Origin of the sequence: Xanthomonas hortorum (assembly GCF_024339125.1) — a bacterium.
Taxonomy (GTDB): domain Bacteria; phylum Pseudomonadota; class Gammaproteobacteria; order Xanthomonadales; family Xanthomonadaceae; genus Xanthomonas; species Xanthomonas hortorum.
Genome location: NZ_CP101417.1, coordinates 4057417 through 4081755 on the forward strand (window position 1 = coordinate 4057417; position 24339 = coordinate 4081755).

General features: G+C 60.3%; 24 protein-coding genes and 6 pseudogenes. 9 read left to right on the forward strand and 21 right to left on the reverse strand.

The window, feature by feature from the left end; all coding sequences use genetic code 11:
* Nucleotides 1-3: 3 nt before the first annotated feature.
* Both NMB96_RS17365 and NMB96_RS17370 read left to right on the forward strand, forming a co-directional pair.
* Nucleotides 4-1812 (forward strand): hypothetical protein, encoded by a 1809-nt coding sequence (locus tag NMB96_RS17365; RefSeq protein WP_023904056.1) that lies wholly within the window; start codon nucleotides 4-6, stop codon nucleotides 1810-1812.
* A 142-nt stretch (nucleotides 1813-1954) separates the two neighbouring features.
* Entirely contained in the window at nucleotides 1955-2308 is a 354-nt protein-coding gene (locus tag NMB96_RS17370) for a hypothetical protein (RefSeq protein WP_233363211.1), read from the forward strand.
* 500 nt (nucleotides 2309-2808) lie between these two features.
* On the opposite strand, the gene NMB96_RS17375 is transcribed toward NMB96_RS17370, so the two are convergent.
* From NMB96_RS17375 to NMB96_RS17435, 13 genes are all read right to left on the reverse strand, one after another.
* A complete protein-coding gene (locus NMB96_RS17375) occupies nucleotides 2809-3492 on the reverse strand; it encodes a TraX family protein (protein ID WP_255085344.1) in 684 nt (227 codons plus the stop codon).
* Entirely contained in the window at nucleotides 3489-4673 is a 1185-nt protein-coding gene (locus NMB96_RS17380; RefSeq protein WP_255085345.1) for a zonular occludens toxin domain-containing protein, read from the reverse strand. The genes NMB96_RS17375 and NMB96_RS17380 overlap by 4 nt, the downstream gene beginning before the upstream one ends.
* Entirely contained in the window at nucleotides 4670-4990 is a 321-nt protein-coding gene (locus tag NMB96_RS17385) for a DUF2523 family protein (protein WP_255085346.1), read from the reverse strand. The genes NMB96_RS17380 and NMB96_RS17385 overlap by 4 nt, the downstream gene beginning before the upstream one ends.
* A gap of 1 nt (nucleotide 4991) precedes the next feature.
* Entirely contained in the window at nucleotides 4992-6392 is a 1401-nt protein-coding gene (locus NMB96_RS17390) for a hypothetical protein (protein WP_255085347.1), read from the reverse strand.
* A 137-nt stretch (nucleotides 6393-6529) separates the two neighbouring features.
* Nucleotides 6530-6769, reverse strand: coding sequence for a hypothetical protein (locus NMB96_RS17395; RefSeq protein ID WP_255085348.1), 240 nt, complete (start codon nucleotides 6767-6769; stop codon nucleotides 6530-6532).
* A 14-nt stretch (nucleotides 6770-6783) separates the two neighbouring features.
* Nucleotides 6784-7005 carry a hypothetical protein gene (locus NMB96_RS17400; protein ID WP_039425063.1) on the reverse strand — a complete coding sequence of 74 codons (222 nt, stop codon included), beginning with the start codon at nucleotides 7003-7005 and terminating at the stop codon, nucleotides 6784-6786.
* Nucleotides 7006-7008: 3 nt separating this feature from the next.
* Nucleotides 7009-7305: a single-stranded DNA-binding protein gene (locus tag NMB96_RS17405; RefSeq protein ID WP_343237617.1), complete on the reverse strand. Its 297-nt coding sequence runs from the start codon at nucleotides 7303-7305 to the stop codon at nucleotides 7009-7011.
* Nucleotides 7302-8243 (reverse strand): rolling circle replication-associated protein, encoded by a 942-nt coding sequence (locus NMB96_RS17410; protein ID WP_233363215.1) that lies wholly within the window; start codon nucleotides 8241-8243, stop codon nucleotides 7302-7304. The genes NMB96_RS17405 and NMB96_RS17410 overlap by 4 nt, the downstream gene beginning before the upstream one ends.
* Nucleotides 8244-8334: 91 nt before the next feature.
* Nucleotides 8335-8511, reverse strand: coding sequence for a hypothetical protein (locus NMB96_RS17415; protein WP_255085350.1), 177 nt, complete (start codon nucleotides 8509-8511; stop codon nucleotides 8335-8337).
* Nucleotides 8504-8677: a hypothetical protein gene (locus NMB96_RS17420; RefSeq protein WP_255085351.1), complete on the reverse strand. Its 174-nt coding sequence runs from the start codon at nucleotides 8675-8677 to the stop codon at nucleotides 8504-8506. The genes NMB96_RS17415 and NMB96_RS17420 overlap by 8 nt, the downstream gene beginning before the upstream one ends.
* Complete coding sequence (locus NMB96_RS17425) at nucleotides 8674-8874, reverse strand: hypothetical protein (protein WP_255085352.1); 201 nt, start codon at nucleotides 8872-8874, stop codon at nucleotides 8674-8676. The genes NMB96_RS17420 and NMB96_RS17425 overlap by 4 nt, the downstream gene beginning before the upstream one ends.
* Entirely contained in the window at nucleotides 8867-9088 is a 222-nt protein-coding gene (locus NMB96_RS17430) for a hypothetical protein (RefSeq protein ID WP_255085353.1), read from the reverse strand. Before NMB96_RS17430 ends, NMB96_RS17425 begins: the two co-directional genes overlap by 8 nt.
* Entirely contained in the window at nucleotides 9085-9270 is a 186-nt protein-coding gene (locus NMB96_RS17435; protein WP_255085354.1) for a hypothetical protein, read from the reverse strand. Before NMB96_RS17435 ends, NMB96_RS17430 begins: the two co-directional genes overlap by 4 nt.
* A gap of 359 nt (nucleotides 9271-9629) precedes the next feature.
* Between NMB96_RS17435 and NMB96_RS23590 the strand changes: the two genes are divergently transcribed.
* A complete protein-coding gene (locus tag NMB96_RS23590) occupies nucleotides 9630-9860 on the forward strand; it encodes a DUF3693 domain-containing protein (RefSeq protein ID WP_425520931.1) in 231 nt (76 codons plus the stop codon).
* Here the strand turns inward: NMB96_RS23590 and NMB96_RS17440 are convergent.
* The 3 genes and pseudogenes from NMB96_RS17440 to NMB96_RS17450 form a co-directional block, all read right to left on the reverse strand.
* On the reverse strand, nucleotides 9848-10048 hold the full coding sequence (locus tag NMB96_RS17440) for a hypothetical protein (RefSeq protein WP_152025527.1): 201 nt from the start codon (nucleotides 10046-10048) through the stop codon (nucleotides 9848-9850). The two genes, NMB96_RS23590 and NMB96_RS17440, sit on opposite strands and share 13 nt — an antisense overlap.
* A gap of 218 nt (nucleotides 10049-10266) precedes the next feature.
* Nucleotides 10267-11022 (reverse strand): annotated as a pseudogene (locus tag NMB96_RS17445) (IS5 family transposase); the annotation flags it as partial.
* Between the two features lie 159 nt (nucleotides 11023-11181).
* Nucleotides 11182-11550, reverse strand: a pseudogene (locus NMB96_RS17450) (TldD/PmbA family protein); the annotation flags it as partial.
* A gap of 292 nt (nucleotides 11551-11842) precedes the next feature.
* Between NMB96_RS17450 and NMB96_RS17455 the strand changes: the two are divergent.
* A complete protein-coding gene (locus tag NMB96_RS17455; protein ID WP_255085339.1) occupies nucleotides 11843-13165 on the forward strand; it encodes a right-handed parallel beta-helix repeat-containing protein in 1323 nt (440 codons plus the stop codon).
* A gap of 422 nt (nucleotides 13166-13587) precedes the next feature.
* Entirely contained in the window at nucleotides 13588-14625 is a 1038-nt protein-coding gene (locus NMB96_RS17460) for a hypothetical protein (RefSeq protein WP_255085338.1), read from the forward strand.
* On the opposite strand, the pseudogene NMB96_RS23595 reads toward NMB96_RS17460, so the two are convergent.
* Nucleotides 14613-14747, reverse strand: a pseudogene (locus NMB96_RS23595) (DNA-binding protein); the annotation flags it as partial. The gene NMB96_RS17460 and the pseudogene NMB96_RS23595 sit on opposite strands and share 13 nt — an antisense overlap.
* Between NMB96_RS23595 and NMB96_RS23600 the strand changes: the two are divergent.
* Both NMB96_RS23600 and NMB96_RS17470 read left to right on the forward strand, forming a co-directional pair.
* Nucleotides 14741-14995 (forward strand): annotated as a pseudogene (locus tag NMB96_RS23600) (Tn3 family transposase); the annotation flags it as partial. The pseudogenes NMB96_RS23595 and NMB96_RS23600 sit on opposite strands and share 7 nt — an antisense overlap.
* Nucleotides 14996-15332: 337 nt before the next feature.
* Nucleotides 15333-15578: pseudogene (locus tag NMB96_RS17470) on the forward strand (integrase core domain-containing protein); the annotation flags it as partial.
* Between the two features lie 452 nt (nucleotides 15579-16030).
* On the opposite strand, the gene NMB96_RS17475 reads toward NMB96_RS17470, so the two are convergent.
* The 4 genes from NMB96_RS17475 to NMB96_RS17490 all read right to left on the reverse strand — a co-directional run bounded on the left by NMB96_RS17475 (nucleotide 16031) and on the right by NMB96_RS17490 (nucleotide 19804).
* Nucleotides 16031-17011: an IS5 family transposase gene (locus NMB96_RS17475; protein WP_183086593.1), complete on the reverse strand. Its 981-nt coding sequence runs from the start codon at nucleotides 17009-17011 to the stop codon at nucleotides 16031-16033.
* A gap of 52 nt (nucleotides 17012-17063) precedes the next feature.
* Entirely contained in the window at nucleotides 17064-17423 is a 360-nt protein-coding gene (locus NMB96_RS17480) for a hypothetical protein (RefSeq protein ID WP_255085355.1), read from the reverse strand.
* 195 nt (nucleotides 17424-17618) lie between these two features.
* A complete protein-coding gene (locus NMB96_RS17485; protein ID WP_168957633.1) occupies nucleotides 17619-18353 on the reverse strand; it encodes a hypothetical protein in 735 nt (244 codons plus the stop codon).
* A 395-nt stretch (nucleotides 18354-18748) separates the two neighbouring features.
* Nucleotides 18749-19804 carry a DNA-binding protein gene (locus NMB96_RS17490; protein ID WP_255085337.1) on the reverse strand — a complete coding sequence of 352 codons (1056 nt, stop codon included), beginning with the start codon at nucleotides 19802-19804 and terminating at the stop codon, nucleotides 18749-18751.
* Nucleotides 19805-19987: 183 nt separating this feature from the next.
* Between NMB96_RS17490 and NMB96_RS17495 the strand changes: the two are divergent.
* Nucleotides 19988-20944 (forward strand): annotated as a pseudogene (locus NMB96_RS17495) (site-specific integrase); the annotation flags it as partial.
* 20 nt (nucleotides 20945-20964) lie between these two features.
* Complete coding sequence (locus tag NMB96_RS17500) at nucleotides 20965-23925, forward strand: Tn3 family transposase (protein WP_255085336.1); 2961 nt, start codon at nucleotides 20965-20967, stop codon at nucleotides 23923-23925.
* The last annotated feature ends 414 nt before the right edge of the window (nucleotides 23926-24339 follow it).

A 24339-nucleotide genomic window follows, 5' to 3' on the forward strand; every position in this document is an offset into this window, starting at 1 on the left:
CCGGTGACAACGGCCGCCGATCTGCTGCAGGCACTGCGCGCGCGCATGCCGAGCAAGCTCATTCTGGATCGGCGCACTGGCCTGCCTTACGGCTGGGCAACCTGGATGCGCAACCGCGACAACGTGGTTGCGCCGTTCGACCGCGGCCAGGTGACCGATGTACTGCTGGCGCGGCCAGCGTTACCGCACAGCATGCAGACTGCTGCGCTGCTGTCTCCATTTCAGGCCTTTCGCAGCCTGTGGTGGCAACACTGGGAACCGCGCCGGAAAGACGAACGCCCGCTGCATTGGCTGGCGCTGCTCGGCAGTTTTCTGATCCACCTCGGTTTCATCGCCTTGCTGATCTGGGTGGTCAGCGTGCGCTGGGCGCCGGATGAAACCACGCAGGGCGACGAATCGCGCGTGCGCATGAGCTTCATTGGCGAGGGCGCGGCGGAGCAGGGCGGTGGTGAAGGGGAACCTGCTGCTGCGCAGGCGGCGTCGGGTGAAGCGTCTGCAGCGTCGCAAGCGAATGCGAATGCGGCGAGTGATAACACCACTGCTTCGGCAACGCCGCCGCCTCAGCCAACGCAGGCCACCGCCGATTCCGTTGACAGTCCAAGTGTTGCCGAGGCGCAGCAGGTCGCGCCCGAACCCGTGGCTGCCGTCAGCGAGCCGACGACGCCGGATGTGCCGCAGGTGAGGGTGCAGGTGTCGCCGGTGACGATCGAATCGCCGCTGCAAGTGACCGAAACGCCAGTAGCCACCAACGACTTCGTAGTGCCGCCACCGCCCACGATCACCGTGGCTCCGCGCCCGATCGAGGCTGCAGCGCCTCAGATACAGGTGCGTCAGCGTGAGATTCAGACTGTGACCGAACAGCCGCAATTGCGCGAGTTGCAACGTCCTGCCACCAACGTTGCGGTGCGATCTGCCGATGCGCCAGCGGTCCGTGAGCGCGAAATCGTCGTGCCGGATCGACCTCAGGTCGTTGCGCCAGTCGTGCGCAATCGCGAGCTCACGCCGACGGTTCGCATGCCGGAAATAGCGGTTCGAACGGCCGAGTTGCCGAGCGTGCCGGATCCGGCGCCGCAGCTTCAGCCGGCACCTGCGGTGCCTGCCCAATCGACCCCGACCATTCCGTCGCCGACAGCATCAGCCACTAGCGCTGCGGCGCAGCCGACGCCTTCCACTGCGCCTTCCACACAATCGCAAGCGACCCAATCGCGATCCGAACAATCCACCAACGGGGCAGCAGCATCTTCATCCAGCAAACCTGCAACCAATAGCAACGCCGGCCCGCAGCTGGCTGATCGCAGCGGCGGCTGGGATGTGGCAACCAAGGCCGACGACTGGAGCAAATCCGACCGCAACCGTGACGGGAAAACGACCGGCGCCGATGGCCAACGCGACGGCATGTTCAACGCCGATGGCAGCGTCCGTGTTGCCGCCGGAACAGGCGATACAGGCAACGGCGCGGGCGAACGCGGACCGCCAGGCAGCGACACCGACACCTGGACCCGCGACCAGATCGCCCAGGGCGGCACCTGGCTCAAACGTCCGCCATACGGCTACACGCCGACCTCGCTAGACAAGTACTGGATGCCGAACCAGTCGCTGCTGCAGGAATGGGTGCGCCGCGGCCTGAAGAAGATCGAGATCCCGATCCCGGGAACGACCACCAAGATCAGCTGCGTGGTGTCGCTGCTGCAGTTCGGCGGCGGCTGCGGCCTGAGCGACCCGAATCTCAACGATCAGCCGGCAACAGCCAGACCGCCGCCGGATGTGCCTTTCAAGCGGGAGTTGCAGGAGGACAACGGGGCTGTGAGGTAGAAGATCAGCTGGGCATTTCCTGACATAATATACATTATGCGAAATCGGTTCTTGGGGCGGCGCGGGCGCGGCTCCGCTGGATCTGGCTATGGATCAAATCTTGCCTGCCCAACCGTTCCCCTAGCGAAACGGAAATCGCGGCATGACCGACACCTACAATCTCGACCTTCGCCCGCCGTGCTGGCCCGTTGGCGAGCAATGCCCGAACAGCTGCGCGGCAGATCTGCATCGGCGCGTCGTCACCAACCATGTAGAACTCACCGGCCCCTGGGCTGGCTGGCGCTTGGCTGGTCGCGACCTGGTCGCCCCCAGCGGCGAACGAATCCCAGAACGCCGGCTTCGCGGATTGCTATGGCATGCCAATGCCAGCGACATTCGGGATTCGGTCCGCAGGCGGAACGCCAAACGAAAGGCGGTTCAGCAGTCGATGGTCAAGGTCGTCGTGGTGGATCTTGGCGAATGGCGAGACCGCCACTTCGGACGCATAGCGGGATAAGGCGTTATCCGTAGGGGCTATGCCCCTACACCCCGGTTATTTGCAGGCGTCTTGGACCGCGTTGTCCCATTGGCTGGACAACGCAAAATCTCGATGGACCCCGGCGGCCTCATAGATCGTTGCACGGTTACGCTTCGCGGATTCGCATGCATTGCCAGACGCAGAGCTAGACATAGATGCGGCTGAAGAAGATGCGCGGTCAGCGGCATACCGCCGATCCAGCTGCTTTTGAATGCGATAGCGACGCCACAACTCTGCGTTGCTTGGCTCAGCGACCGGCGTAGCGGCCCAGACCTTTTCAGCAGCACCAGCGGCGCATGGCGCGGATTGATAGACGACCTGGCCGCGCTCCCTGCACTTGTGAACCTGCTGGGCATGGGCATTTGACGGAACTATGAATGAAGTCCACACGTAAAATGAACATGCGATAAATGGCATGATTCTTGCCTTATTGCTTTCCATTGCAATCTCTGATAGGCGCGCTGGCTTGCTGCAGCAATTCAGCATAACAAATTTCCTTTGAGAAGGCTCAGAACGGCCAGGTGCCCGACGTAATAGCCGTAAAACGCCCACCGCAGGCGCGGCAGCTTCCAGTTGCGATAACCGATCTCCATGAGTGGAATGGCGAGCAATGCCCAGGCGTTGCCGTTGTAGAGGCACATCAGGGTCATTGCGGCTGCAAGAAGTACAGGGATGCGCACGTGGGCAAGCGTGGTGGAGGTGTCGTACCAGGCGAAAATATTGACCAACCTGCCCTGCCCCTTGAACCAGTGCCACGCCGCCAGAACGAGCCAGACGCCCGTCCACTGGTAATCGACCAATATGGGTGCCAGCAGGCCAAGGAAGGCAGCTAGCGGCCACTGGCGACGATCTACCGCCCAGACCAAGCAGGCGGCCAGGGAGAAGGTCAGCAGCACGTTGAGTGGCATCCAGGCTCCGAATGCCCACGCGTGCACCGGCTGGGCGATCAGGCCCCAGATCGCAAGCCGCGAGACAGACTTGCGGTAGTCGGCACGCGGCTGCGCCAGGTTGTAGGCCATGACCAGGGCGAACACCGGAAAAGCGATGCGACCAAGCTGCGACAGAACCGGCACGTAGCCGCCATAGACGATGGTTGCCACGTGGTCGCACGTCATGCAGATGAGCGCGACCCACTTGAGCAACTCGCGGCCGCTGCTGGTCATAGGTCAAGGCCTGTTGACGGCGTGCTGGTGGACGGCACATAGCCAGGCGACTCAGGAAACGTGCCCTGCGCACGCTGACCGCGATCAATCGTCATTGCGTCCAGACGACGCTGCGCGACGGCTTGCATACCGCGATCAATCTGCGTAGGACCGTCAACCAATCGATCATTGCGCTCATCGCGATACGGTTCGTACTGGCCGCGACGGGCGATGTAGCGACACGTCTGCTGATCCACCACGTACTGCGTGCCCTGCTCTGTCATGCACGTGCACGTGGGGCCGACACGCTCACCGTGCGCGTTACTGCCTGTCAGCGAGGACATGCAGAACAACCGCGGTGCCTCATTCGGCAATGTCAGCTTGCCATCGTATATGGGCGCACTCCACGGCTCAGACGGGACACGCGGCAGAAATTGCTTGGCGAATTCAGCAGCAGTGATGACCCTCTGCGGCGTAGCCGCGCCGGCCGCCTTCGCTGACGCTCCGTCGGGCCGCGCCGCATCGCCTTGAGGGGTTGGCACAGCAGCCGGAACCGACTCACCGCTTAGCCGCTTGCCCATGTTGCCGAAGGTGTAATACATCAAGCCCAAACCGACCACAACGAAGATCGGCAGCGCGATGTAGTACCACGGAATCCTACGCTGCGTGGTGTCAAGCTCAGTGGATTTGTAGGTGCCCATGGGGCGCTTGGGCAAGGCCTTGCGCTTGACAACGAGTGGTGTTGCCTTCTCAGCGCGAGCCTCAAACCGGTCGAACTCGCGCAAGTGCACAAACTTGGTTCCGAAGCGCCTGCGCACATGGATATGTCGTTCGATCAGATCGTGCACGAACTGGTCGCACTGCTTATCGGGCGACTGGCTAACGAAGATGAAATCCAGGCCGCGATGCCGATGCTTCGCAAGCTGTTCGACATGATGCGGAACCTTGGAACTATTCGGACGCTTGGGAAGCATGCCGTGTTCGTAAGCCTCATCGACCAGCGCCACAGCACCATCGGGCAGGAAATTAGGCCAGTCGCGAAACTGCTCCGGCGTCATCTCAAGCACACCGGTTTTTGCGTAGTCGAACTCGCGGATATTGCACGCGTAAACAATGCGGCCCTGATCCTTGAACTCCAGCAATTTTTCAATCGCATGCAGCGTTTTGCCGTGCCCAGGCTGGCCGGTATACCAATAAATCATGAGCCGGCTCCAAGCTGGTCAGCGACGGTTTTCGGAATGACGAAAACCTTCCAAGCCATCTGGATGGTCAGCGCGGATAGCACCATCGACATAGCTTGACCAACACCGAGATAGCCGAGGAAATCCATGGTAGGACCGGATAACCCAGATGCCTGCTCGGTGATGAGCTCCTTCAATCTTGGCAGCACCGCTTCGAAGGAGACGATGGTCAGACCAAAGCTCGACAAAATCTTGCCAACGATGCCGGCCGCAATGTCCTTTAGCTTGCCGAGGAAAAAGAAAATGCCCTTAGTGATCCACTCCCAGACCATGCCCATATCAACCCATCCATCCCATGAGAATTTTTATAGCGTAATAAGCGCCGAACATCAGAACGAGCGCACGGAGAATTGCAGCTGCACGACAGAAATAAGGGAAGTCACCACCGCTAATCGTCTTGCCCATGATGACGAAGCTGGGAGGCTCAGGGCAGCTGCCGCCGCCGAAAATATTCTCTCTATCCAGCTTGTCAGTAGAGAAGCGAATACCGAAGCGTTTAGCGCCGTCCACGTCAGATTTCCCATCGCCAGGATCGGTAGCGTTGCCACTGCCCTCAAGCACATCGGCAACACCGTTGCCATTCTTGTCGGTGTTGTTGCCAGATGACGTGCCGCCCTTGGCAATCTTTTCGAGTGCGCAGGTAGAACGCCACTGCTGCATCAATTGCGCGTATTCCATGGCATCACAGGCCTTGCCCGTGCAGACCGGCACTGCCTCGCAGGCACCGCCGCTGATGTTCTGAGCGCGACGCGTATTGCAGTCAATGCGCCATTGAATCTTGACCTGTATGCACTGGATTGCGTTGCCGCTACAGGTCGGAGGCGTGTCGCACGTCTCGCCGCCAGATGCAGAATCTTTATCACCCTCCCCAGGATCATCGCCCTCCCCGTCTCCATCACCATCTTTTTTACAAGTACCGTCCTTGCCAGGTGCCTCACCCTCGGCGCATTGACCCTCGCCAGGTAAGCACTTGCCAGAAGGTGCCATGATGGTGCCGGGCGGGCATTCTTCCTTCTCAGGTGCGCAATAGAGCGCGCCCTGTGCAACAGCACCGGGTGTGGATGCCTGCACGGCGACCATGCCTTGCGGGCATTTGTTCTCGGGCTTGCAAACGCCGTCCTGCTTCACCTGGCCCTCTGGGCAATCAGGCTCAATCGGCTGACAGACGCCCATGTAGCCGTTCCAGAACGAGCCGGCTGGGCACTTCTTCTTATAGTCGGGATCGCACACCGCACCTGTAGTGCTGCGGGTGCTGGTTTCGTCGTCGCCGTTCTGGCGGTACTTCACTTCGCAGCCGTTCCAGCATTGGCTAGAGCCGTTCATCGGCTGGAACTGCGTTATGTCGCTAGTGCGGCTTTTGCAATCCTTGCCAATAGGCCAGATGTAAAACGGGTCTTTTCCTGAGCAACCAACGATCTGGCCGCCACCCTTGGTGTAGCCGTAACAGGTGTATTGCGGCCAGTCACCAAACTTTTCGCAATTCGTTGTGACCTCACGCCCCTCAGACCAGGCCTGATGCCCGGCAGATGCGCCCATGCAAGCTGCATACGCTGCGCCTTGATCGTCAAAGCTAGCCGCCCGTGCGTTTCCCGCGCCGAGCGCAGCGAACAGCAATGCAACGATGAAATAGGCAACGCGGCGCGCCACTGCGGATGCAAACACGCGTGCAAGCCAGCGCATCACATGCCCTCGAATGCGAGCCAGACTGCACCCAGGATTGCCACCAAAATGAAATAGCCCATAACTCCCCCTTTTGCCTAAAAAAAAGGGGCGAACGTTGCCGCGCGCCCCTCCCACTTTTCCCTGGAGCGACGCGGTTAGTGGGCGCGCTTCACGTAGGCCCACAGGATGATCGCGCCGAGGATGATGGCGCACGCACCGATGACCAACATCACATCACCCTTGCCGCTGGCCAACTCGCCGGCAACAGCAGCACCGGGCGAACCGGTACCGGTTGCGAATGCAGCACCGGATGCGAGGAGGCTGGAAGCGCCGGCACTGAACTTGCCGGTGGTGGACGAACCGAAACGACGGGCAGCGTTGACAACGTTCTTCATAAATCTCTCCATTTTCAGTAGACCCCAAGACGCGCCGCGCGGAATACGAGGCGCGCTTTCAACCCGATTGCCCACACCGATACGATGGCGAAAGCGATCATGGTTCCATCTGCCAAATCCAGGGGTGGAAGAATTGGCTGGTGGTACGGCACCCACACCGGAACCGAACACGTCCCGTCCTGCTGCATGTTTTGCGCAGCGCAGCCGATGACGAACAGCGGTTCCGGTGTGGACATGGTTTAGCCGACCTTGGCGGACTGCTGTTGCAGCTTCGCAGTGAGGTCCGGAATCAGACGAATGCGACGGCCAAACTCGAGACCGCCGTATTTATTGTTCTGCAACGACTTGGGATCGATGACGTAGAAGCCATCGCCATACGGCGGTTGGTCCTCATCGAGACCGATGGTGAACGGCAGCGGGAAATCGCCGTCGCGCAGCACAGCCGCAGTTTGCTCACGAAAATGCGTGGCAGGCTTGCCATCGCGCGCAGGGAACGAACGAACCGCGACTGCGGAACTCATGATCTGAACTTTCATAGTTGGACTACCTTCCAGGCAAATGTCCGGCCGAAAATGAATGTGACTTTCCACGGAGACGGCCAGAACTCTCCGGTAAGCCTGTCAAACCATCCGCCCTTTGCTTTGCGGATATCCGCTTCCCCGCCGAGAGCTTCGCGCGCGTCCTTGGGGGCTTTCCACCAGCGCAATTCGCGCTTGGATTCGGTGTTGAGTCCACCGCAGCCGTGTGTGCGAAATCCCTTGGGAAAAGCAGCAGCTGTAATGGCGGTGAACTTGCTTGCGTACTTGGCGAGATAGCCGACGCAGTTGCGCGCTTTCTCAATTTGGCTGCTGCCATGGGGCCACCATCCGCGTTGATCGACCTTGCCGAAAAACATGCCCTGCGGTACCCACAACATCACGTGGTAGTGCGGGCGGAATCGTTGGGTGAGCTCTCCGACCCATACGTAACGAAAGCTTTCACGGTTCCACCGTGCGCGCCCAGATTTAAGGCGATTGAAGTGGCCGCGCATGCGTTTAAATAATTCGCTAACGTCACGAGGGCTGCTGTCGCTTCCATCACGGTAGGTGAGCGTGAGGAAATACCACGCACCCCGGAAGGAGCCTTTTTTCGCTTCCTGGTCATGCAGACGTGCTCCGGTAATCACGGACTTGCGCAGCCGTTGCGCCCGCGCTTGTAGCGGGTCAATTTCAATGGTCACGGTGCCGGTCGTAGCCGCCCGCGTGTCACTTGTTTTGTAATGGACAAGCCCAAGGGCCAGCGCTGCGCGCTGGCCCTCTGGGGTCAATGCGATCGGATGGGCAGCGTCGAACTCACGCACGCTTGTGCCGACGACGCGCTTATTCTTTTGAAGGGTTTCAGCGGCTAATTCAGTACGGCGCGTAGCGGCCTGCATGACGCCGATAGACGCATCGAACGCAGACAGCTCACGCGACTGCGTGGGCTGTTCCTGCATGCGGATGCGTGCTTTTTTACCGGTGCATGCGACGCATAAACCACCGGGGAAAAAATAGACGGTTGTTTCACCGCAGAAGGAGCATGTGCCGTCAGCCACGGTAGAACTCCATGGCAGCATCGCGCGCATCAAAGGCATCGCTGCGAAATGCGAAATAGGCTTGCTCAACGACTTTACCGTTGACAGTGATGGTCAACACGTAGATGCGCGGACCGCCCTGCACTGGCGCTGAGAAAATCCCCCATGCAACAGATCGAGCGTCACTCATGGCCGGCACCAGACAGGTAAGCAATGAAGCCAGCAGGCGTTACAAACAAAAAGACGCCGCAGATCCATGCCCACGGCTCAGCGAGGTAATGGAATCCGAGGATGAACAACGAAAGGAAAAGAGCGAGCGCCCAGACAAAACCGATGCACTTTGCGAACTCCTTCATGAGCGCAGCTCCATGACGCGGCAAGCGTTGTTGTTGCCGTCAATGCATTGCTGCTGGATAGCTTCGTCGCGCTCAAGCTGTGCATTGATGCCGTGAGCAGTGCTGATGCCAAAGAAAGCACCAACGACCGCACCGAAGATCAAGCCGAAGAAAATGGGCCACGGCGTTTCACTGAGGAACTGCAAAACCTTACGCATGATCCACCTCGCGCTCGGCAGCGGCACGAACAGAGCGCTTGATCCTTGCGATGCGAACGTGGTGATTAGCTGAAGCAATCAAATCCTCTTCGCGCAGCTGGCGAAGAATGGCAGCGTCGCGGCGATCCAAGATCCAACCGACGAGGCGCGCGGTGCCGATGCTGCACACGAAGCAGGCAACACCGAGCAGCGAAAATGCGATAAGGCCTGTCATGCGGCCACCTGCTGGGAGACGCCGCGCACGCGGAAGTCGCGAACCACATCGCAGTGCTTAAAACCGTCGGCGACCAGAAAGGCAATACGAGCAGCGGCGTCATCACGCGCTTCATTGCGAGTAGGAAAACGCGCAAGCACGATCCAGCGACGCTCGTAACGGTACTGAACTTGAAATTCCATGGTGTATCCCCTTACCCCTACCCTTGACCCGGGCCCCTGGGGGGTACCAGGGGGCGGGATCGTCTACGCCTGTAGACGATGGGCGCGACACTACACGGCTACACCCGTAGTCGTCAACGCCTGTAGTCTTCGCCCGTAGTCAACGGGTGGAGACGGTCGTGAATTGGGTGGAGTTCTTCGAACAAACGCGGGTAGCAGCTGGCGTGGAGAGCTTCGCGAAGCTAGCTCCTAAGCTGGGAATTTCAGACGGCGCGATATCGCACTACCGCACCGGAAAAAGAGTGCCCCAGGTTTGGGTAGTTGCTGAATGCCTGAAATTGCAAGGGCATCCGCAGCCAGAAAAGGCAGCAATACAAATAATGAAATCGGAGGCTCAGACGTCGCCAGAACGGACGTTCTGGAAGCGATTGGCAGCTACTGCCATGACCCTAGCGATAGGGGTGTCGCTCGCCCTACCCGTGCGCGCTGAGGCGGTCACGCAGGGCTTTGAGGCGTCACCCACTATACATTATGCGAAATGGAGTGTTGCCACTCCCGTGCGTCTTGCAGGCCTATCACTGACAAATGTCAGTTCTTGTCATCCGTTTTGACTCCCGCCGGGTAATTTAATTCGCGCCCCATTTTTCTTGGACAACTCAAGGCGTAGATCATCCCAACTAAGAAGCAAAGGAATCGCACGCTGCCATTTATCGCCGTCTTTGAAGCAGGCCGTCAAGCCAATCGATGGATTGGGTCCGCTATCTGTTCCTTGTACTTTGGTAAAATCATCCAAGGCCATCTGGATGTCTGTTCGCGCTTTCTCACATGCATTCTTAATGGACTTACGGTAATGTAACCTGCACATGGCTTATTGCACACATGTATTGTCGAATCATGTCTAGGGATGGTCTGATCAACGGCATCGGAGGATGAGCCTAACCACATCGACCAGGCTGACGGCGCTCAGATCCTCGATTTTTTTGCCGTTTCCGGCGCGTTTGCAGGGTGTTGCCCGGGTTACAGGCGCACGTTCCCCATCGTCGGCAGTAACTGCTTTCGCTTCATCCACAGGTTCGATAGCGCAAACAAGGTCAGCACCTGCGCGGTGTTCTTGGCCAGGCCGCGATAGCGGACCTTGGTGTAGCCGAACTGGCGCTTGATCACCCGGAATGGATGCTCCACCTTCGCGCGCACGCTGGCCTTGAAGTGTTCCCAACGTCTTTCCCGAGCACGCTCGCGTTTGTTGCCGAGGGCTTGCATCGTCGAGGGCCTGGCGGCGATGAAGAATGCAGCCTTGCAGGCCTGCAGTTCTTCGCGTTTGTCCGCACCGGTGTAGCCGCTATCGCCGAACACGCTGTCTTCTTTGCCATGCAGCAACGTGTGCATCACCGTGACATCGGCGACGTTGGCGGCTGTGCAATGGACGTGGTGCACCAACCCGGAAAATTCATCCACGCCGATGTGCGCCTTCATCCCGAAATACCACTGATTGCCCTTCTTGGTCTGATGCATCTCAGGGTCGCGCGCGTTGTCGGCATTCTTGGTCGAACTGGGCGCCGCGATCAGCGTCGCATCGACGATCGTGCCCGACCGCAGGCTCTGGCCCTTGCGCGCCAGATGCGCGTTGACCGCTTCCAGCATCCGCGCGGCAAGGCCATGGGTCTCCAGCAGGCGCCGAAAGTTGAGAATCGTGGTCTCGTCCGGAACGTTGTCGGGGTTCAGCCGACATACGTGTAAAAATAGCTCATACGTTCGTATTTCATTCATTGCATCAGTGCGTTAGCGGATATTTTGGGCAGCAAAGCAACACCGCAGTGTCATTGCAGCGGCACTGGGCTGAAGACGTGCAGGCCCTGGAGCCGCCCGATGTCTCCAGGACAATTTGGCCAACCTCGCGTCGTGCCAGCTAGTGCACCAGCTTGCGATGGCCGGCCGCGCGTTGGCCTTGGCGATCGCCACCGCCCGGCGTGGCGGTGGTTACGCCATCGCTGTCAGCGTGTTGGTGGCGCAAACCCCAGGCGCCATCGGCCAGCACGCACACCCCACTGGATTCGGCGTTGACCACGTTCTCCACCTGCGCCTCGCTGGTGATCACGAACTGGCGCAGATAGTTGCTTACGCGCACATCGCAATAATTGGCGCCGGCTGCCTTGGCGGTGCTCAGCGCGGTATCGGACAAGCGCCGGCTGCGTGCGGCATCGTTGGGCGTGAGCAACTGTTTGGCGGCGATCAGGCGGTGTTCGGCAGCAGCAAGCCGGCAGCACCAATGCCCGACAGGGTGAGGAAGGTACGACGGTCCACGGCGGTTCTCTATCGCATGGCGCGCGGCGATGCGATGCCGGACACAGGGCGGCCGTGGAACGTCGCGCCGCAGTGCGGGCAGCGGCAGCGCCCGCATCGATCCAGAGACCTATGTCCCGTTTGCACACTTCTGCGTTGCGGCACATCGAAACGTCAACCGCCGTAGCAGAACCGAGCACGACCACTGTCGAGCGCAAACCGGTTCCCGCAAGCTGCGCGACTCGCGGCCTTGCGCCACGCCGGGTCAAGGGCGGCAAGCAGCCACTTTCATGCGGTACACCAGGGACATCCGATGAACCTCTCTCTTTGCACCATCGTGGCGATCGCCATTGCCGCCTGCGTGCCGCCGTGCACGGCCGTTGCCGCCGACTGGTACGTCGCCCCCACCGGCAACGACGGCAATCCCGGCACCCGCGCCGCCCCCTTTGCCAGCGTGATGGCTGCGCAGGCCGCCGCGTCCGGTGGCGATACCGTTTACCTGCGCGGCGGCACCTATCGCCTGACCAGCGCCAACATCAGCGTGGTGCGGCAGCCCTACGCCGTGGTCAACGAGATCACCAAGCCCGGCATCGCCTATGTCAACGTCGCCAACGAGCGGCCGGTGTTCGACTTCTCTGCGGTGACGCCCACCGGCCTGCGCGTGGCCGCATTCCGGGTGGCCAGCAACAACTGCGTCTTTCGCGGATTCGAGGTGGTGGGTGTGCGGATCACCATTGCAGACCGCCTGACCCAGTCCGAGGCATTCCGCGTTGACCGCGGCAACGGCAACCTGTTCGAGAATCTGGCGATCCATGACGGCCAGGCGATCGGCTGGTACCTGGTTTCCGGCAACGACAACCGGGTTCACAACGTCGATGCCTATAACAACCGCGGACTAAATGCCTTCTCCGATGGAAACATCGACGGTTTCGGCGTGCACCCGACGCTTGCCGGAAGCACCGGAAACCTTATCGAAGGCAGCCGCGCATGGTTCAACAGCGACGATGGGTTCGACCTGATCAATGCTGCTGCCGCAGTCACCCTGCAACGCAACTGGTCGTTCTACAACGGGTACGACAGCGCATTCACCCCGCTGGGCAATGGCGCAGGCTTCAAGGCAGGCGGCTACGGCCGCAACGGAAGCGATTATCCCAAGCCGGTGCCGCGCCATATCGTGCGGTTCAATCTGGCAGTGGGCAATCGATCCAACGGCCTCTACGCCAATCACCACATCGGTGGGCAGGAGTGGATCAGCAATACATCGATCAAGAACGGCCGCGCCAACTACGACATGCAATCCACCTTAAGCGACAACCTCACCGACGTGCCTGGATACGACCACCATCTGGCCAATAACCTGGGATTCGGAACGCGCATCGAAATGATCAACCTGGGGTCTGCCAGTGAGAACGATATCGGCCGCAATTCGTTCAATCTTCCCCTTGTCATCAGTGCAGGCGATTTCGTCAGCCTGGACGAGCGACAGCTCATGCGTCCGCGCCAGGCCAACGGCGACCTACCCATCATCACCTTCGCCACCCTGGCACCGGGCAGCGCCTTGATCGACGCCGGCGCCGATACCGGTGAGGCCTTTAACGGACGTGCGCCGGACCTGGGGGCATTCGAGGCGCGTTGATCCGGACGATGGCGCTAGCCGCCTGGCCGGCGGTTAGCACCATCGTGCCCGGCAGGATTAGGGGTCGGCAGGGATTCGTGTAAAAGGCCTTTACTGACAGCGAGTTAGCTCACTTTTTTTGGGGGTGTAGGCCGGTGAACCGCCCCGGCTTCCGGCACTCCGCATGCCGTCTGGTTCGATGCGCCCATCGCCAGCGCCGCGCGACGCCTGACCGAGCTGGCCCGCGCGCATGCTGGCCCGCGACCTCCACGTCTGGCGGTTTAGCGCTGGTCTCGCGCCATTTTATGAATTGTGATCGAGGACGAAGTAACGCGTTGCCGCAGAAGTGGCACTTCTCTAACGCGGCGATTACTTCCGATTTGGTGCGCCGCAAATTTACTAAAATTTTACTGTAATTTAACTATCAAACCAGAAGAAAGACCATGAGAAAATTTAAATCGAAGTACATGCTTGGCGCCTGCATCGTTGGAAGCATCGTTAGCGCGGGTGCAGCGGCGCAGGTCGCTGCAATAAACAATACTGGCCGTGCCGAGGCTATGTCTGCATGGGAAACTACGCTCAAGCACGAGGCTCCGGCTATGGAGGGCTGCTTTAGCTCGACATTTCCGGACATGGGGTGGCAGGCGGTACGCTGTGGCGCACCGCCGAAGTTGGTCATGAAGCCACGACACGTTGCCAGCGGCAACGCTCGTACCACCACCGACAACCGTGTGCTCATCACCGGCAATGGCGATGACTACGCTGCACGCACGGGCAGGCTCACCCACTCAGCCGTCGGTTCGTTCCCGAGCGTAAGCGGCGTGACCACTGGGGTAGTCCAATACTCGCTGCAAATCAATACCGACAACGACAGCAACCCCGCCGCTTGCGCGCAGTTCGGTTTTTCTTCGTGCAAGACCTGGCAACAGTACGTCTACTCCAGCGACGCCGACGAAGACTCAAGTAATGGCTTTGACCCGGTCATCTTCATTGAAAGCTGGGTATATGCGGACAGTACCTCGGAATACGATGCGGCGGGTTGCCCGTCCGGCTGGGATGCTTACGAAGGCAACGCTTGCGAGATTAACAGCGAATCGGTGCGAGTGCCTCTGGTGCCAGTTTCGGGCATCGCTGGTGTCAAGCTGACCGGTTCTGCGACCTCGGGGGGCGTGGATACCGTGTCGTTTTCGGTGAACGGAAGGGCCTACAGCGTGAGTCAGCGCGCCTCTACGGTGGATATCAATAAGATCTGGCGCCTGACCGAATTCAACATCTTCGGCAACGGCGCCAGAACTCAGACGGTGTCGTTCAATCGCGGCTCGCACGTCACGGTAAACGTAGCGGTAAACGATGGTACGACAAATGCCCCGACTTGCCTGGGCAATGCCGGCCAGACGTTCGAGCAGAACAACCTGACGCGCGGTAGTTGCTCCGTCTTTGGTGGCGCTTCGCCCGGCATTAGCTTTCCTCAAAGCAACTGACTATTTGCGTCTGGGGAGGTTTCGTCCTTCCCAGACGTTACTTGTTCGCCAACGGGGCGCGGTGGCCGCAGCTGCGCCAGGAGCTGTTCCAGCGTGCTCAGACGTACCGTGGCCCGCGCTGTTCCGGGACACTGTCGACTGGGATCTGATCGAGACGCACTGGAAGGACCTGATGCAGGTCGTGCTCTCGATCAAGACCGGCAAGATCGCGGCCTCGACGCTGATGCGCAAGCTGGGCAACTACAGCCGCAAGAACCGGCTGTACCAGACCTTCAAGGCGCTCGGTTCAGCCGTGCGCACCTTGTTCCTGCTGCAGTACATCTCCAACCGCGAGTTGCGCGAACAGATCACCGCCTCGACCAACAAGGTAGTCCGCCTCGTTGCACGCGTCGTTGAGCATTTCTGCAAGCGCAGCCCATTCGTCCAGGGTGAACTCTGGCATGTGCCGCAGGATCAATTCGAGGTTCGGCAGGGAATCATTACGTGCGGGGCCGAAATCTCTCTAAACTATTGAATCTAAAGGTCGATCTTTCCGTTTCGGTGTCGGGCTCCCCTGGCGACTGGTGACACGACTGTTGGGTTTAACCCGAGTAAGGGTTCGGCCGACATACGTGCAAAAGTGGCTCACAAGATTGGATTTCGTCCATTTCATCAGTGGGTTAGCGGATTTTTTGGGGGGCATTTTTGCACGTATGTCGGCTGAACCCCGTATTGCCATCAGCATGGACGGCAAGGGCTGCTGGCGCGACAACGTATTCATCGAGCGGCTGTGGAAGTCGGTCAAATACGAGGAGGTCTACCTGCGCGCCTACGACAGCGTCAGCCACGCGAAGGCATCGATCGGCCGTTACCTGAGCTTCTATAACCAGCGCAGGCCACACACCGCGCTTGATCGGCTGACCCCCGATCAGGTCTACTTCAACCAGATGCTGTCCTTGCCCAAGGCAGCTTGAACCCGCAGGCGATCCACTTATCCAGCACGGCTACGCTGTTTAAATGAATGGAGCCACCTCTCTGCACCTCTCCAGCAAGACGCCCTGATGGCTGCCGTGCGCACTCAATTGCTGGACCAGAAGCGCTGAATGAACCGTCCAACTTCTGGGGGTCATTTCAATCCCGGGCGGTTCACTACCGTTATTCTTCAGACCGAGAATAGTTGTTAAGATGAACATCGGTATGACCGCTTGAAAGCGCTGTTGCGTAGTAATCCTCAAATGATCGGTATGCTGGCACGATTCCGCCGCCGTAGTCGTATGCGGCGTACCACATCAACGGATTTCCGTAGCCTAGGGATGGTCTGATCAACGGCATCGGAGGATGAGCCTAACCACATCGACCAGGCTGACGGCGCTCAGATCCTCGATTTTTTTGCCGTTTCCGGCGCGTTTGCAGGGTGTTGCCCGGGTTACAGGCGCACGTTCCCCATCGTCGGCAGTAACTGCTTTCGCTTCATCCACAGGTTCGATAGCGCAAACAAGGTCAGCACCTGCGCGGTGTTCTTGGCCAGGCCGCGATAGCGGACCTTGGTGTAGCCGAACTGGCGCTTGATCACCCGGAATGGATGCTCCACCTTCGCGCGCACGCTGGCCTTGAAGTGTTCCCAACGTCTTTCCCGAGCACGCTCGCGTTTGTTGCCGAGGGCTTGCATCGTCGAGGGCCTGGCGGCGATGAAGAATGCAGCCTTGCAGGCCTGCAGTTCTTCGCGTTTGTCCGCACCGGTGTAGCCGCTATCGCCGAACACGCTGTCTTCTTTGCCATGCAGCAACGTGTGCATCACCGTGACATCGGCGACGTTGGCGGCTGTGCAATGGACGTGGTGCACCAACCCGGAAAATTCATCCACGCCGATGTGCGCCTTCATCCCGAAATACCACTGATTGCCCTTCTTGGTCTGATGCATCTCAGGGTCGCGCGCGTTGTCGGCATTCTTGGTCGAACTGGGCGCCGCGATCAGCGTCGCATCGACGATCGTGCCCGACCGCAGGCTCTGGCCCTTGCGCGCCAGATGCGCGTTGACCGCTTCCAGCATCCGCGCGGCAAGGCCATGGGTCTCCAGCAGGCGCCGAAAGTTGAGAATCGTGGTCTCGTCCGGAACGTTGTCCAAGCCACCGAGCTGGGCAAACCGCCGCAAGGTCGGGATCTCGTGCAGTGCTTCTTCCATCGCCGGATCGCTCAGCGCATACCACTGCTGCAGCAGATGAATCCGCAACATCGTCGCCAGTGCGTACGGCTGCCGACCTGGCCGGCCCGATACCGGATAGTGCGGCGCGATCAGACCGAGCAGTTGCTGCCACGGAACCACCTGCTCCATCTCGGCCAGAAAGATCTCGCGCCGGGTCTGCTTGCGCTTGCCCAGGCCCTCAGCGTCACCGAACGTCAGTTGCATGGATCACTCCTCAACATCAGGCGGGTAGTGTCGCGTATCTGTGGTGCGTTGTTCAGAGGTTCCCTAGTGATTCGATGACAGGTTGAGCCTCGGTAAAATATTTGACCATGTCTTCGATAGTTCCATACTCTACTCTTTCGGCGTTATAAGCCGCTCGCCGCTGACCTATTCGCCCCTGCTGGAAACCGGATCTGATCTCCGCAATTTCATTGGCCCGGCTCAGGTTGGAGAGTTCAACCAATAATATATTGAGAGATTGATAGTGGCTCCCTTGAACGTTGCTGGCTGTTGTCTCTGTCAAGGCAATAGTCCGAGTTCCCGGTCGTGTTGCGGCATGCCCAAAGGACTGGCCGATCTCACTGTCTGGCACGATCCTTATCGTGACACCACCTTCGCCTGCAACTGCGTTCATTCTTTTCCTGAACGTGCTTGATGCCTTGTAAATTTCTCCTGCCATCGTCAGCAAATGGTCGATGCGCGGATCTTCGTGAGGATTTCTTACTTGCGCAATAACATCTCAAGTTGGATATCAGAGGTGTTAGCCAACAGGTCATCCAGGATGTAGATGCCCTTATGTACGCTGACCCAGCATCGAGGATGCAAGAGATCACATATTTCGTTTTGCGTACTGTTGCTCATACCAACCCAAATGACCAGTAGCCAACGAATTTGCCACTGCCTCGTCCTCCGACCGGGTGCTAGGCTCGATGTGTCCTTGGGCTGTAACCATGCAATGCCATGCGTAGGGGTTGTCGAGACCAACCCGACGCAGCGTTTCGTGCGCTTCCATATAATAAGCCTGAACGTTGCGGGTGGAATTGTATTCAACTCTTTCAATGCTTTCCGCGAGTTCGCGGGGGGAAAGCTGGGCGATGGCTGCATTGCGCTCGCATTCTTTGAATGCGAGGTCTAGCGAAGCGTTGCTCAATTCAAAGGCAAGAACGCCCATTGCAGTGGTGGGGTCGCGCGCCATCATCTCTCCCAACACCACCTCCCTCTGTTGCGGATTGAAGTGCGCTGTGGCTACTTCGGGATCAATGCGAATCCCTACCATGCCTTCCTTCTGGATAGTCGCCATGGTCTGACGGAACGTTGGAGAATCCGCGAATATCAGGAAAAGATGCGTGATAGCCTGCGCTAGCCGCGGGTCCTTCCCGTCGTGCTGCAAGGTGGTGGTGGTGAGGTTCGCCCACTCTTGCGCCCGCTTTTGGAGTGCTTGATGGTGCGAAGAAGCTGTGCCAGTGGGATAAGGGTTCCAGGCGGGAGGAGCCCACATATCGGCAGGAGCGATCGGATACTCGCCGGTCGATACGCCCTGCCACTCATGGGCTGAGTCATGCAAGTTGCCCTGGTATTCTGACCAACCGCTAAAACCTTCCTGGCCGGACCATCCTGCCCTTGCCGACTGGGTGAGCCCTGCGGTTCAGGAGAAGCCGCGCGACGCGGCGGGGAAGGCAAAGCGTCGCGCAGTGCATTGGTCGAGGAGGAAGACGAGTCCCTGCGCGATGGCGACGACGACTCGGATGGCGTGGCCTGCTCTGTAGTGCGGGTTGTATAACGCGCAGGTGACCCTGCCACGCTCGGCTTTGAATTGCATAGACCCATGTCGATCTCCTGCAGTGACTGTAGAAGCAAGTTTGGCGGGGAGCGCTCCGCTTCGCTTCGCCTCACCGAAGGCATGGTTGGGACGGCGAAGCATTGACGCGGGGGATTCCCGAGCCTTCGCCAAGCGGCTGATCATCTGCCTGCCGGCATTGCACCGGCTGAGATGGCGTTTTCGGGTTCGCCAACGGAGTGCACTGGCCGCAGCCGCGCCAGGAGTTGTTCCAACGTGCTCAGGCGCACCGTGGCCCGCAAGGTGTCCGCCTCGGCGTATTCCCGGCGCTGGCGCTCTTCGACCAGCTCGGCCCGCGCCGCAGCCAGTTCGGCGCGCACGCATTCCAGCGCTTGGACATCTTGGGTCCAGCGCACCTGCAGGGCTTGGTGCTCGGCGGCCGTCAGGCGCAGCGCGTCGCGCTCGCGTTGCTGGGCATCGGTCCGCTGGCGTGCCTGCGCCAGTTCCCGCTCCAGGCGGGTATGGCGTTCCAGCCACTGGCCATTGTCGCGGTTGAGCTGCATCAGATCGTGGTTCTTGGCGGTCAAGGCCTCGTTGGCCCGCCGCAGGGCGACCTGCAACTCCTGCACTTGATGCGCGTGCCGGCGCTGCTCCTGCTCGCGCTGGTCTCGGACGGAGGTCCGGTAGTGCTCAAGGGCTTCCCTGGCATGCTCGTGCTTCTGCTCCAGCGACTGGGCATGACGTTCGTGCTCCGCCAATCGCGCCGTGAGGCCTGCGATCCGCTCAGCCAGTTGGGCCAGTTCGGTGGTGCGGCTGGCCACCTCGCCCCTGGCGGCGTCGCCCGCCTCGCGTTCGGCCTGCAGTGCTATCTCTGTGCGTTGCAGTTGCGTCCTGAGTGAGTCAGCCTCGTGACAGGCCTGCTCCAGCGCTTGGGTGCGCTCCTGCAACTGCGCCTGGAAACGCGCCTGCGCCTGCGCCACGACCGTGTCGGCCTCGGCGTGCAACCGCTCGGCCAGGCGGCTGACCAGATCCTGCAGCGCGTCGCCGATGGCGACCTTGGCGCCGGGGCGCTGCCCGTCCTCGTCGTCCAACTCCCTCAGATAACGGTGGATGGTGGTCTTGGACCCCGTGTTGCCGAGCGCCACCCGCACCGCGTCCACGGACGGGTGCGTGCCCGTGGCGCGCAGGCGATCGCGGGCGCGTTGCACATCGCTTTTGTACAGCCCGGACCTTGCCATCCGTCACTCCACGTATTTCGTAACGTATTACATACCATGTAATTACGTACCATTCAACGCGTTAGAAGGACCAGCTGCGGGCCGTGATCTTACGCGGGATAATATGGAATTATCCCGCGTTAGCCGGAATTTTCGGCTATAGTCGCCCTGCGGCCGTACGAAACGGCGTTTCGGAGCGAGGCGGTGAGCTCGGTCAACCAGTATCTGGAAGCGGCAACCCGCGCCAACACCGCGCGCGCGTATGCAGGAGCGACCCGTCACTTCGAGGTCGAGTGGGGTGGTCATCTCCCGGCGACTGCGGAGCAGGTGGCGCGCTACTTGGCCGCCTACGCCGGCCAGTTGGCGATCAACACACTCAGGCACCGGCTCGCAGCACTGGCGCAGTGGCACCAGGTGCACGGCTTTATCGACCCAACCCGGGCGCCCGTGGTGCGCCAAGTGCTCAAGGGCATCCAAGCTCTTCACCCTAGCGTCGAAAAACGCGCCACGCCCCTGCAACTCACCCAGCTGGGCCAGGTCACGACATGGCTGGAAGACGCTGCGGCTGCGGCCCACTCTCGCGGTGATCGCGTCGCAAAACTGCGGCATCTGCGCGATCGCGCCTTGCTGCTGCTCGGCTTCTGGCGCGGCTTCCGCGGCGATGAACTCACCCGTCTCCAGGTGAACCACCTGCGCCTGGTGCCGGGCGAAGGCATGACCTGCTTCCTGCCGCACAGCAAGAGCGATCGCCAGCACGCCGGCACCACCTACAAGGTCCCGGCGCTGTCGCGCTGGTGCCCGGTGGCTGCCACCATGGCCTGGGTCATGGCAGCCGCCCTCCACGAGGGGCCACTGTTTCGCGCGGTCAACCAGTGGGGCGGGATTGCCGCCGCCCCGCTCCACCCCAACAGCCTGGTGCGCCTGCTACGGCGGATCTTCCGCGAGGCCGGGCTGAGCTCTCCCAACGACTACAGCGGCCACTCGCTGCGCCGCGGCTTCGCTGGCTGGGCCAACGCCAACGGCTGGGACGTCAAGGCGCTGATGGAGTACGTCGGCTGGCGAGACGTGCAGTCGGCGATGCGCTACATCGACGGGGCCGATCCGTTCGCCCGCCAGCGCATCGAAGCCAGTCTGCCGGAAGCGCCCGCGCTGCCAAGGCCTGCAACGACCTGAGGGGCTGGATGGCGTCGATCGAACGGACCGCATACCCGCAATGCAAGCGCAACCCGGTCGTCCGCGAACTGGTTGCGGCCTACACGCCAACCGACGCTGAGGTGGCCTTCGTTGCCGAGTACACCCGGCAGCCTGCGCACCGCCTGACGCTGACGATCCTGCTCAAGACCTTCCAACGGCTGGGGTACTTCCCCATGCTGGACGAAGTCCCGCCGGCGGTGGTGCGCCATATCCGCAGCGAGCTGAAACTGCGCGTGCAGGTCAAGCCAGCGAATCTTGCCAACGCCTCGCGCTATCGCTACTACCGCCGGATCCGACAATTCCTGCAGGTCCGGGCCTACAGCGACGGCGGGCTGAAGATTGCGGCACGCGCGGTATACGAAGCCGCTGCGGTGATGGATAACCCGGCGGACCTGATCAATGTAGCCATCGAACAGCTCGTGCGTGATCGCGTTGAGCTGCCGGCGTTCTCCACACTGGATCGCCTGACCCGGCGCATCCGCACGCTGGTCAACGGGCGCTATTTCGCCCAGATCGAGGCTCGACTGACCATCGACGAAAAACAGTGCCTGGAAGGCCTCCTGCAGGTCGAACAGGGGCGTCAGAAGAGCCCGCTCCACGCGATCAAGCGCCTGCCCAAGCGCTCTTCGCTGCAGCATTTCCAGGAGTTGATCGACCATATCGCCGAACTGGGCGAATTGGTCGGCAGCGAGTTGCACCTGGCGGGCATCCCGGAGGTCAAGCGCAAGCACTTTGCCGCCGAGGCACGGGCATTGGATGCTTCCGAGCTGCGCAAGTTTCGGCCCGCCAAGCGCTACGCCGTACTGGTGTGCTTGATCCACCGGGCCCGGGTCCAGACGCGCGACGATCTCGCGGAGATGTTCATCAAGCGCATGGGGAACATCCACAACCGGGGCCGAGAGGAACTGGAGCGGCTGAGGGCGCGCTATCGCAAGACGACCGAAGCGATCGTGGCGACGATGTCGGATGTGGTCCGCGTCCTCGACCATCATCGCGGCGACACCGAGGCGGGGCGTGAAATCCGCCGCCTGGTCAACGCCCATGGTGGCGTGCAGACGTTGCAGGCCGACTGCAACGCCATTGCGGCGCATAGTGGCGACAATCACTTGCCGCTGCTTTGGCTGTTCTACAAAAGTCACCGCTCCACCATCCTGCGGATGGTGCGTAGGCTGGACTTGGCCTCGACCACGGAGGACCGCTCGCTGATCGACGCGATCGAGCTGATCCTGACGCAGGAACGAACCCGCAGCGATTGGTTGGACGAAGCGGTCGATCTGGCGTTCACCACCCAACTCTGGCGCAAGACCATCATCCATCGCACCGAACAGGGCGAAGAGCGCATCCACCGGCGCCTGTTCGAGGTTTGTGTGTTCTCATCGCTGGCCAACGAACTGAAATCGGGCGACGTGGCTGTGCGCGGATCGGAAACCTACGCCGACTACCGCGAGCAGTTGCTGCCGTGGGACCAGTGCGAACCTATGTTGGAGGATTACTGCAAGCAGGTGGGGCTGCCGGCTACGGCCGTGGGCTTCGTCAATGCCTTGCAATCGCGCCTGACGCAGGTCGCCGAGCTGACCGATCAGGGCTATCTAGAGAACGGCCAAGTGGTCATCGGCGAGGATGGCATTCCGGTACTCAAGCGCAGCAAGGCAAAGGAGATGAGCGTCGGGGCCCGTGCCCTGGAAACCGCCGTCCTCGACCGCATGCGCGAACGCAGCGTCATCGAGATCCTGTGCGATGTGGCCCACTGGACGCGCTGGCCCCGGCACTTCGGTCCTCTGTCCGGCTCGGACGCCAAGATCGAGCAACCGACCGAGCGCTACGTCCTCACCGCCTTCACCTATGGTTGCAACCTCGGACCGGCCCAGGCTGCCCGACACCTGCGTGGCGCCGTCTCGGCACACATGCTGTCGTTCGTCAACCGCCGGCATGTGGATGCCAACAAACTGGCGGCGGCCTGTCGGGACATCATCAACAGCTACGCCGGCCTGCAGCTCCCCAAATGCTGGGGCGATGGCAAGAGCGCAGCCGCCGACGGCACCAAGTACGACCTCTACGACCAGAATCTGCTCGCCTCGTACCACATCCGCTATGGCGGCTACGGCGGCATCGCCTACCACCACGTGTCCGATACGTACGTCGCGCTGTTCAGCCACTTCATTCCGTGCGGTGTCTGGGAGGCGGTCTACATCATCGATGGCCTGCTGAAGAACACCTCCGACATCCAGCCTGACACCGTCCACGCCGACACGCAGGGGCAGTCGCTGCCGGTGTTCGGCCTTTCGCATCTGCTGGGCATCCAGCTGATGCCGCGCATCCGCAACTGGCGCGAATACAAGTTCTTCCGCCCCGATGAGGACATTCGTTACGAACACATCGATGCGCTGTTCCGGGACACTGTCGACTGGGATCTGATCGAGACGCACTGGAAGGACCTGATGCAGGTCGTGCTCTCGATCAAGACCGGCAAGATCGCGGCCTCGACGCTGATGCGCAAGCTGGGCAACTACAGCCGCAAGAACCGGCTGTACCAGACCTTCAAGGCGCTCGGTTCAGCCGTGCGCACCTTGTTCCTGCTGCAGTACATCTCCAACCGCGAGTTGCGCGAACAGATCACCGCCTCGACCAACAAGGTGGAGGCCTACAACGGCTTCGCAAAGTATTTCTTCTTCGGCGGGGAAGGGGTGATTGCCGACAACGACCCCGTCGAGCAGGAGAAAGCCGTCAAGTACAACGACCTGGTTTCCAATGCAGTCATCTTCTACAACGTGGTCGAACAGACCCGGATCATGAAGTCTCTGATGCGGCAGGGGTGGAAGATCACGCGGGAGGACGTGGCTTTCCTCAGCCCGTACGTGACCAGCCATGTGAAGCGCTTCGGGGATTACCTGATTAATGTGGAGGCGGTACCGGAACCGTATGAGACTGAACTGGCATTAGTCGTGTAGTTTTGTTACTCCAAAATATCCGCTAACTCACTGATGCAATGGATGAAATCCGATCTTGTGAGCTATTTTTACACGTATGTCGGCTGAACCCCTGCCCGGATCTACCGAGCGGGCATCTGTGCGATATCAGTTTCGGTTTTGTCGATTCGCAGACGGTGATCACCTATCGAGTCTGGTGAGTCTGGCCGAAGAACGTCGAGCCACAGGCGCGGGAACAGAGTGCCTGCACAAATCCGACGCAACAAAAAAGGGCCGTGAGGCCCTTTTGAGTGATCAACTGAATCGTCAAATTCAGTCGTTCTGATTTGGAGCGGGAAACGAGTCATGCTTTAGAGCGCTAAGTCGTTGATTCCCAATTACTTTCTTCGCCTCGGTGCTTAGCGAAGGCCTGAATTCTAGCCTTGTTTTTCGCCC